Origin of the sequence: Pseudomonas lactucae, assembly GCF_016937615.1 — a bacterium.
Taxonomy (GTDB): domain Bacteria; phylum Pseudomonadota; class Gammaproteobacteria; order Pseudomonadales; family Pseudomonadaceae; genus Aquipseudomonas; species Aquipseudomonas lactucae.
Map to the genome: position 1 here is coordinate 1 of NZ_JAFHKI010000071.1, position 9,501 is coordinate 9,501.

The 9,501-nt window shown below is 61.2% G+C and carries 4 protein-coding genes; 2 read left to right on the top strand and 2 right to left on the bottom strand.

The window, feature by feature from the left end:
- Positions 1-25: 25 nt before the first annotated feature.
- A complete protein-coding gene (locus JWR98_RS14385) occupies positions 26-1,294 on the bottom strand; it encodes an Hsp70 family protein (protein WP_078731348.1) in 1,269 nt (422 codons plus the stop codon).
- Between the two features lie 240 nt (positions 1,295-1,534).
- On the opposite strand from JWR98_RS14385, the gene JWR98_RS14390 reads away from it, so the two are divergent.
- Together JWR98_RS14390 and JWR98_RS14395 are read left to right on the top strand one after the other, a co-directional pair.
- Positions 1,535-2,479 (top strand): DnaJ C-terminal domain-containing protein, encoded by a 945-nt coding sequence (locus JWR98_RS14390; protein WP_078731349.1) that lies wholly within the window; start codon positions 1,535-1,537, stop codon positions 2,477-2,479.
- Positions 2,480-2,918: 439 nt separating this feature from the next.
- On the top strand, positions 2,919-7,739 hold the full coding sequence (locus JWR98_RS14395) for an NEL-type E3 ubiquitin ligase domain-containing protein (protein WP_205490381.1): 4,821 nt from the start codon (positions 2,919-2,921) through the stop codon (positions 7,737-7,739).
- A gap of 15 nt (positions 7,740-7,754) precedes the next feature.
- On the opposite strand, the gene ureC is transcribed toward JWR98_RS14395, so the two are convergent.
- A complete protein-coding gene (ureC, locus tag JWR98_RS14400) occupies positions 7,755-9,455 on the bottom strand; it encodes an urease subunit alpha (protein WP_078731351.1) in 1,701 nt (566 codons plus the stop codon).
- Between the last annotated feature and the right edge of the window lie 46 nt (positions 9,456-9,501).

Sequence of the window (9,501 nt, forward strand, 5' to 3'; positions counted from 1 at the left end):
CCCGATGGCGTCACACAGGTGAAACTCAGTTCCCGTAGCGCTTGCTCGCTTCAATCGCCAACCCGCTACCAATACTGCCAAAGATATTCCCCTCCACATGCCGCGCATTCGGCAGCATCGCCGAAATGCTGTGGCGCAGTGCCGGAATGCCGCTGGAGCCGCCGGTGAAGAACACCGTGTCCACCTGCGCCACGCTCACCGAGGCGTCGTTGAGCAATTGCGTCACGCTGTTGCGCACGCGTTCGAGCAAGGCGTCGATGGACGACTCGAACAGCGCCCGGCTCAAATCCACGCTCAGGCCTTTTTCGATACGGTCCAGTGGGACGTGGCGGCTGTCTTCGTGGGTCAGCTGGATCTTGGTTTCTTCAACTTCCATCGCCAGCCAGTGCCCGGCGCGTTGTTCGATCAGCTTGAACAGGCGGTCGATGCCGCCGGTGTCTTCGATGTCGTAGCGCATGCTGCCCAGGGCCAGCTGGGATTTTTGCGAGTACACCGAGTTGATGGTGTGCCAGGTGGCCAGGTTCATGTGATGGCTGGTGGGCATGTAGGCCCCGCTTTTCATGCGGCTGCCGTAGCCGAACAGCGGCATCATGCCTTGCAGGCTGAGCTGTTTGTCGAAGTCGGTACCGCCGATGTGTACGCCGCCGGTGGCAAGGATGTCGTCGTGGCGGTTGTCGTTGTGACGGCGGTCCGGCGACAGGCGCACCAGCGAGAAGTCGGAGGTACCGCCGCCGATATCGACGATCAGCACCAGCTCTTCTTTTTCGATGGTGGACTCGTAGTCGAAGGCTGCGGCAATCGGCTCGTACTGGAACGAGATGTCCTTGAAGCCAATCTGGCGCGCCACATCGACCAGGGTGTTTTCCGCTTCCTGGTCGGCCATCGGGTCGTCATCGACGAAAAACACCGGGCGGCCCAGCACCACCTCTTCGAACTCGCGGCCGGCGTTGGCTTCGGCGCGGCTCTTGAGCTGGCCGATAAACAGCGCCAGCAGGTCGGTAAACGGCATCGCCGTGCCCAATACGCTGGTGTCGTGCTTGATCAGTTTGGAACCCAGCAGGCTCTTGAGCGAGCGCATCAGGCGGCCTTCGTAGTTTTCCAGATACTCGTGCAGCGCCAGGCGACCGTATACCGGGCGACGCTCCTCGAAGTTGAAGAACACCACCGACGGCAGGGTGATCTTGTCGTCCTCCAGCGCGATAAGCGTCTCCTGGCCGGGGCGGATCCAGCCGACGGTGGAGTTGGACGTGCCGAAGTCGATGCCGCAGGCACGGGCCGGGGATGGGTTTTTCATGTCTATCGGGTTCCGGTCGAAAAACGGCCGCGCAGTGTATGTCAGTCGAGGGCGGATGCGTAGGCCGACCATCCGTTAAATCGTGCTTGAAAACGCAGGATTCGCCCCCACATCTGGTGCATACGGCGAGCGCCGATAACACTTTGACGTATCCCCTCCGGCCACAAGACTCAACAGGTGCAAACCAGCGCACCTTGTGCCCAGGGCTCTGCGATCTCGATAAAGGAAGGTGAAACCCCGATGGATTTCAAAGATTACTACAAGATACTTGGCGTCGAGCCGACGGCCGACGACAAGGAAATCAAAGCGGCCTACCGCAAGTTGGCGCGCAAATATCACCCGGATGTCAGCAAGGAAAAAGACGCCGAAGCCAAGTTCAAGGACGCGTCCGAAGCCTACGAAGCGCTTAAAAGCGCCGACAAGCGCGCCGAATACGACGAACTGCGCAAATACGGTCAGCACGGTCAGCCGTTCCAGGGGCCACCGGGCTGGCAGAGCCGTGGCGGTTTTGGTGGCGGTGGCGGCGGTGAGGATTTCTCGGACTTCTTCAGCTCGATCTTTGGTGCGCGCGGCGATGCCTTTGGTGGCGGTCAGCGCCGTCCTGCCGGGCGTAAAGGCCAGGACGTGGAGATGCAGCTGTCGGTGTTTCTCGAAGAGACGCTGTCGAGCGAGTCCAAGCAGGTGACCTTCCAGGTGCCGCAATACGACGCCTCGGGCCGGCATGTCAGCAACACTACCAAGAGCCTGAACGTGAAGATCCCCGCCGGCGTGGCCGACGGCGAACGCATTCGCCTCAAGGCCCAGGGCGCACCGGGCATCGGTGGCGGCGCGAATGGCGACCTGTACCTGATCATCAAGTTCGCGCCGCACCCAAAATTCGAAGTGGACGGCGAAAACCTGATCATCAACCTGCCGCTGGCACCCTGGGAATTGGCCCTGGGCACCGAAGTGGCCGTGCCGACCCTGACCGGCAAGATCAACCTCAAAGTGCCGGCCGGCAGCCAGAACGGCCAACGCATGCGCGCCAAGGGCCACGGCTTGCTGAACAAGCAAGGCGAGCGCGGGTTTCTGTTCGTGCAACTCAAGGCGGTGATGCCGAAAAACAGCGATGAAGAGGTCAAGGCGCTGTGGCAGGAACTGGCCAAAAAGGCCGCGTTCGATCCCCGCGAGGCCTGGAACCACTGATTGTCCGGCCGCCCCTGCGTGCTGCATAGATAGGCCCTGGCGCAAGCGAGCGGTGAATAAGCTTTGAGCTTCATTCACCTGGTTAGGTTACGGCCATGGCTTTATCTCCTATCACCCCAGCCCCGGCGCTTGAACTGCCGGGGTACAAGGGGCGGCACTATCCGTTTCTGTCCGCCGTCATCCCGCAGTATCTGGTGCAGGCGTCCCCGCAAAACCGCACGGCATTGCGCGCAGTAGCACCCACCGTTGTCGCTTGGCATGCGCAGGCGACAGCGGCGCAAAAAGGCACGCTCAAGCCCTTGATCGACGCCACCTGGGGTTCCACGAATGCCTGGCAAACGCTGCATGACCGCGTTCAGGAAGTGACTGCGTTTGCCCGTCCGCTGTTGCAGGCCGGCTTGAAAAAAGCCGGTTTTACCTGGATGTCGATCAGACCTTTTTGCGCCTTTATATCCCTGTGGAAGATCAGTTCGGCAGGCAGACCGCAGGCTTCAAGTCCCAGACCTTTTCCTTGTTGCAGGCCGCGCTGCACAATTTTGAGGCCCGCGAAACCGCGGCTGACTATTTCAACAGTGCCTCGGGTTTTATTACCCAGCCGGATGCGCGTGGCCATTTCGAGCGGCATACGACGACCCTGAAGATCGAGACGTTTACCCAGCTATGCCGTGACCTCGATCTAGGCGCGCAGTATCAAACCCACCTCAAGACCTTCTGGCGTCCTGACGATGCAGTGTCCGACGCCCTGTGGCGCCTGCGCTACCTGACCTACCAACAGGATGCATTCAAGGCCGAGGCCTACATGGCGCTGCTCAAGGGGGATATCGGTGACGACGATTTTGCCTTGCTGATGCGCGTGGCAAGCGGCGAAAAAAACATTCAGGTCGACGGCAAGCAGCTTTGGTATCGCGTGCCCTGCCTGATGCATCTGCGCTTGCAGGGCTGTGTATTGATCGATCCTTGCGTCAAATACCGTTACAGCAGCTGGTTCATCGCCTGGATCCCGGGCGACCCGGAACACCCGATCAAACGCTACGAGACGTTTTCGGCGTTTGCACAGGAGTTAACCGACCGATTGAGCAAAGGTTCAACAGACGCCGACGGCTCGAAGACCTGGTCACCCACGCACTACCAGCAGTTTTTCAGCCGGTTCGTCGCGCAGAAGGATCGGCCCTATTACTTTCGCAGGCTCACCGAGCTGAAGGTCACCGCCCCGTCCCAATGGTGGGGGATCGAATGGCTGCGCTCCGAGCAAGGGCACTTCTGGGCAAACGTACTGGCCCCCAAGCTCGAGCCGCTGATCTCGATCCTGGGCGACCCGGCGTACGCCAAGCGCGTACCGGTGGTCGGCCCAAACCTGGATATCAATGCCGATTCGTTCAAGGGGCTCTGGATCGAGGTCGACCTGTGGGATGAGCTGTACGACCGCATGCGCCAGCGTGTGTTCGAGGATGCGCGCACCGAGGCTGTTCCGACCGCCGACGCCGATGCGCAGGGCCGTTCCAGACGCCTGTCGCATTACCTCAACCTGGGTCTGTTGGTGCTCAATGTGGTGTCCATGGCTGTGCCGCCGCTGGGGTACGCCATGCTGACGGTGACAGCCGGGCAATTGATGTACGAAACCTTGGAAGGCTCAGTTGAATGGGCTCAAGGTGATCGGGAGGCGGGTTGGTTGCACCTCAGTGATGTACTGCAAAATCTGGTGATGCTGGCCGCCGGCGGTGTGGCGTTTCACTTTACGGTGTCGCCGTTTATCGAGCAGCTCAAGAGCGTGCGGCTGCCCAGCGGCAAAGCCCGCTTGTGGAAACCGGCTATTGAACCGTATGCATCGGCTACCGTCCTGCCGCCCGAGTCCGTACCTGACGAAGACGGTCTGCATCGTCATGCCAATCAGACATTGTTGAAGTTGGAAGGCAAGATCTTCAAGGTGCAAAGAAGTCCCTTGTCGGGTACCGGTCGAATCCTGCATCCCCGCCGCGAGGGCGCTTACCAGCCTGAGGTGCTGCATAACGGCTCGGGTGGTTGGGTGCATGAGGCTGAGCAACCGTTGACCTGGGAACAGCCGCGCTTGATGCGCCGCCTGGGCCCTTTCCTGGACGGGTTCAACGACGTCGAACTGGAGCAGATTCGTCAGGTCAGCGATGTCGACGAGGATGTGCTGCGCCGTCTGAATGTCGAGAGCGAACCGGTGCCGGCCGTGCTGCTGGAAACGGCGCGGCGGTTTCGTGCTTACGCCGATGCGGTAAAGGTGAGTGAGGAAATTGCCGGTGGACGGCTGTCGAGCAAGCTTGCCAGTTATTCGGCCGCATTGATGGTTCGTTTGCCGCGTTGGCCGAAGGCGTGGGCGATCGAGGCGTACCTCAATAACGGCGAGGCGAGTGTGCGCTATGGGCAAGATGCAACGGATGCCGGCCAGGGCCTGATTCGTATCAGCCATTCTGACTTGATGGCCGGCAGGCTGCCCGAGCAAGTCGCCCGCACACTGACGCCTGAGCAGGCTCAGCAGATGTTGGGCCTGCACGCGCCCGAGGACCCGGTAGAGCTTGGCCAACAGTTGCAAGCTCGCCTGGCGAAGTATTCCGAACAGACGCGTTCGTGGTTGTTCAATAGCCTCTACGCCGACCCGCCTGTCACCGACAAGGCCGTGCAAATTCTGCAGCGCGACTTCAAAGGCTTGCCAACGATCATGTCCCGTGAGCTCTTGCAAGGGGCGTCGCCCGAGCTAATCAGCGCGATGCAAACCAGCGGGAAAGTCCCCCTGGACCTGGCTACGCAAGCCCATCGGCTGCAACGTCAAATTCGCTTGGTACGCGCCTACGAAGGCCTTTACCTGGATGCCTTGGCCGGCCCGGACACCGAAGCACTGGCGCTCAACACCCTGCAAACGCTACCGGGCTGGAAAGATGATCTGCGCCTGGAGGTGCGTGTCGATACCTATGACGGTGAGCTCAGGGCCAGCTTCGGGCCGCAGGATGCCTCCAGCCGCAAAGTGCTTGTGCACGTCGCGGACGGGCAGTACCAGGCGTTCGATGAGCAGGCCAATTCACTGCACGGCATCAATGGCTTCTACGACTCCCTCCAGCATGCGCTGACAGATGCGCACCGCGCCGCATTGGGCATGCCGCATGTGGGGCAGGGGCCTGAATTGAAGGTGTTGATTCAGCAGCACGCCTTGCCCCGCCGGCAATTACTCGACGTGCTTCAGATGCGCCCCGACAGTCGACCTTTTTTCATGCCAACCCATGACATGCCTGGGGGGCGTCGTGGTTATCCATTGAGTGGCCGGGGAGCGGGGGGCCATGGGCGGATTACGGACGAGCGCCTGCGAGCGCTTTACCCGGATCTTGCGCCCGAAGAAATCGACCAGCTGCGCGCCGCTCATCATCCTTTCAATGATCAATGGCTAAGGGCATTGGAGCGTGAGTACCGGGAACTGGATGCGGTGTTGCAAACCTGGATGTCGACGCCTATCGAAGGCTTTGGCGAGTTTGGCAGCCCGGCCTACCGTCGGCAGCTGCGGATTCGCTATCGCATCGCGCGTGCGCTTAAAGACGCCTGGCGGCGCATCGGCCCGCGGCATATCGGCCCGACCGGTCGTTATGTGGGTCAGCAGATCGACCTGACCGGTGTGCGTGTCTGGCGGCAACTGCTCAGCTTGCCGGAACTGAATGCCAACTTTGACCACGTGAGTGAGTTGATGCTGGCCGAAAGCGATTTCAGTGATGAGAACCTCTCGTTCCTGACGCATTTTCGCGGGCTGACCAGCCTCAACCTGGAAAGCTGTCGGCTGACCCAACTACCTGAGCAGATCACACAGATGTCGCGCCTTAAAGTGCTGTCTCTCTCGGAGAATAATATTGTGCTCAGCCCTCAAGCGGTGGAGCAGTTACGTGAGGTCAGAAGCCTGCGGATGCTGGAGCTGGAAGGCAACCCACTGGGGCGCGTACCGGATATCAGCCAGATGCCCGAGCTGCAGTTGTTATGGCTGAACAATACCGGAGTGAATGCCTGGCCCACCGGATTGTTCGAGCAGCCTCGACCGCGCGTTTTCAATCTGGATTTGCGCGGCAACACTATCAATCACATCCCCGAAGCAGAACCAGGCTCTGGACACGCGGCGATCATTGCGCGCACCGTGGTCGACCGTGAGTTGCTTAGCCCCGAAGTCAGTGCCCGGCTCAGGCTCTATATCGAGTCCAGCGGGCTTGACCCCGAGCGTCGCTTTCCGCCCAGGGGCGCGCAGGACAGTATTCACTGGAATAGCGGTTTGACGCCTGAGCAATGGGTGGCCAAACAGTCAGTGTGGGATGCGTTGGAACGAGCACCGGGGGCCGAAGGGTTCTTTGACGAGATCAGAAAGCTGTCCGAATCATCCGATGCCGTCTCCCCGGACTATCAAAATGAACTGACGGCGAAAGTCTGGCGCATGCTGGAGGCGGCGTACGCGGATACCGAGCTACGCGACAAACTGTTCCAAATGGCGGGGGCGCCGACCACTTGTGTGGATGCCGGTGCGCAATTATTCAACGCCATGGGCGTGGAAGTGTTGTTGAGCGAAGCTTACGCGATGACCGACCCGACCCTAGTCAGGCAGAAAGTATTGGCCCTGGCGAAGGGCAAGTCACGCCTGGATCAATTGGGCCGGATTGCCCATGCGCGGATCGCCGAACTGATTGAGCAAGGCCGTCGCTTCCCTCTGTACGACGCCGATGGGCAGTTGATCGTGGCACCCGATGCGCAGGGCAATCCGCTGCCCTCGATTGATGAGGTGGAGATTCACCTGGCCTACGCCACCCGGCTCGCTCAGCGGCTTGACCTGCCGTGGCAGTCGCGCAGCATGCGCTTCCCGGAGCCGGATGTGACCCAGGCGATGATCGATGCGGCGTATGACCGGGTCATTGAATTGGAGAAAGGTGATCTGCTCAGAGAGAGTCTGTTGGAGCAGGACTTCTGGCGCACCTACCTTGAGGGGGCGAACCGGGCACAGTTCGATGAGGTGAGCGCCAAGGGCGCTGCACTGGGCGATTTCCAGCAGGCGCAGCAGGAGTGGAAGGCCGATGGCAGTTTATCGGCTGAGCAAAAGGCCGCCCTGCGCACGACCATCGAAGTTTCCGGGCGCCAGTTGGGCCTGCCCGTCGAGGAGTTGACTCCAGGGCGGGAGATGACGGATGAGACGTACTTCAAACAGATAACGTTGTTGGGGGATGAGCGTACGAAGCTTCTGCGTCGGCTCAGCGATGAGGCCCTGGGGCGCACTGCATGAGCCGACCGCTGTAGATCAGAACAGAAAATAGCGCTGCGCCATCGGCAACACCTCAGCCGGTTCGCACCACAGCAACACGCCATCGGCCTTGACCTGATAGGTCTGCGGGTCGACGTCGATCTCGGGCAGGTAGTCGTTGTGGATCAAGTCGGTTTTCTGCACGTCGCGACAACCCTTGACCACCGCGATTTGCTTCTTCAATCCCAGGGCCTCGGGCAGGCCCGCGTCGGCTGCCGCCTGGCTGATAAAGGTCAGGCTGGTGGCGTGCAGCGAGCCGCCGAAGCTGGCGAACATCGGGCGGTAGTGCACCGGTTGCGGCGTGGGGATCGAGGCGTTGGCGTCGCCCATCAGGCTTGAGGCAATCGCGCCGCCCTTGAGGATCAGGGTCGGCTTGATGCCGAAGAATGCCGGGCGCCACAGCACCAGGTCGGCCCATTTGCCCACTTCGATGGAGCCGACAATGTGGCTCACACCGTGGGTGATCGCCGGGTTGATGGTGTACTTGGCGATGTAGCGCTTGGCGCGGAAATTGTCGTTGCCCGGGCCGTCGCCGGGCAGCGGGCCGCGCTGTTTTTTCATCTTGTCGGCGGTCTGCCAAGTGCGTGTGATCACCTCGCCCACGCGGCCCATGGCCTGGCTGTCGGAGCTGATCATCGAGAACGCGCCGAGGTCGTGCAGGATGTCTTCGGCGGCGATGGTCTCACGGCGGATGCGGCTTTCGGCGAAGGCCACGTCCTCGGCGATGCTCGGGTCCAGGTGGTGGCAGACCATCAACATGTCCAGGTGCTCGTCGATGGTGTTGCGCGTGAACGGCCGCGTCGGGTTGGTGGAGCTGGGCAGCACGTTGGCGAAGCCGCAGGCCTTGATGATGTCCGGCGCGTGGCCGCCACCGGCGCCCTCGGTGTGGTAGGTGTGAATGGTGCGGCCCTTGAGCGCGGCGAGGGTGGTTTCGACGAAGCCGGATTCGTTGAGCGTGTCGCTGTGGATCGCCACCTGCACATCGTACTGGTCGGCCACGCTCAGGCAGTTGTCGATGCTGGCCGGCGTGGTGCCCCAGTCCTCATGCAGCTTCAGGCCGATGGCGCCAGCCTTGACCTGTTCGATCAGCGGCTCCGGCAGGCTGGCGTTGCCTTTACCGGTAAAGCCGATGTTCATCGGGAACGCATCGCTGGCCTGCAGCATGCGCGCCAGGTGCCACGGGCCCGAGGTACAGGTGGTGGCGTTGGTGCCGGTGGCCGGCCCGGTTCCGCCGCCGATCATGGTGGTGACGCCGCTGGTCAGCGCTTCTTCGATCTGCTGCGGGCAGATGAAATGCACATGGCTGTCGATACCACCGGCGGTGAGGATCATGCCTTCACCGGCAATCACTTCGGTGCTGGCGCCGATGGCCATGGTCACGCCCGGTTGAATGTCCGGGTTGCCGGCTTTGCCGATCGCGTGGATGCGACCGTTCTTCAAGCCGACGTCGGCCTTGACGATGCCCCAGTGGTCGATGATCAGCGCGTTGGTAATCAGGGTGTCGACCACTTCATGGGCAAGCAACTGGCTCTGGCCCTGGCCGTCGCGGATCACCTTGCCGCCGCCGAATTTGACTTCTTCGCCGTAGACGGTGAAATCCTGCTCGACTTCGACGAACAGCTCGGTGTCGGCCAGGCGCACCTTGTCACCGACGGTGGGGCCGTACATGTCTGCGTAGGCTTGGCGGCTGATTTTCATGTGTGTGCCCTGAAATATTTGTGTTGAATGTGAAATCGCTATCGGG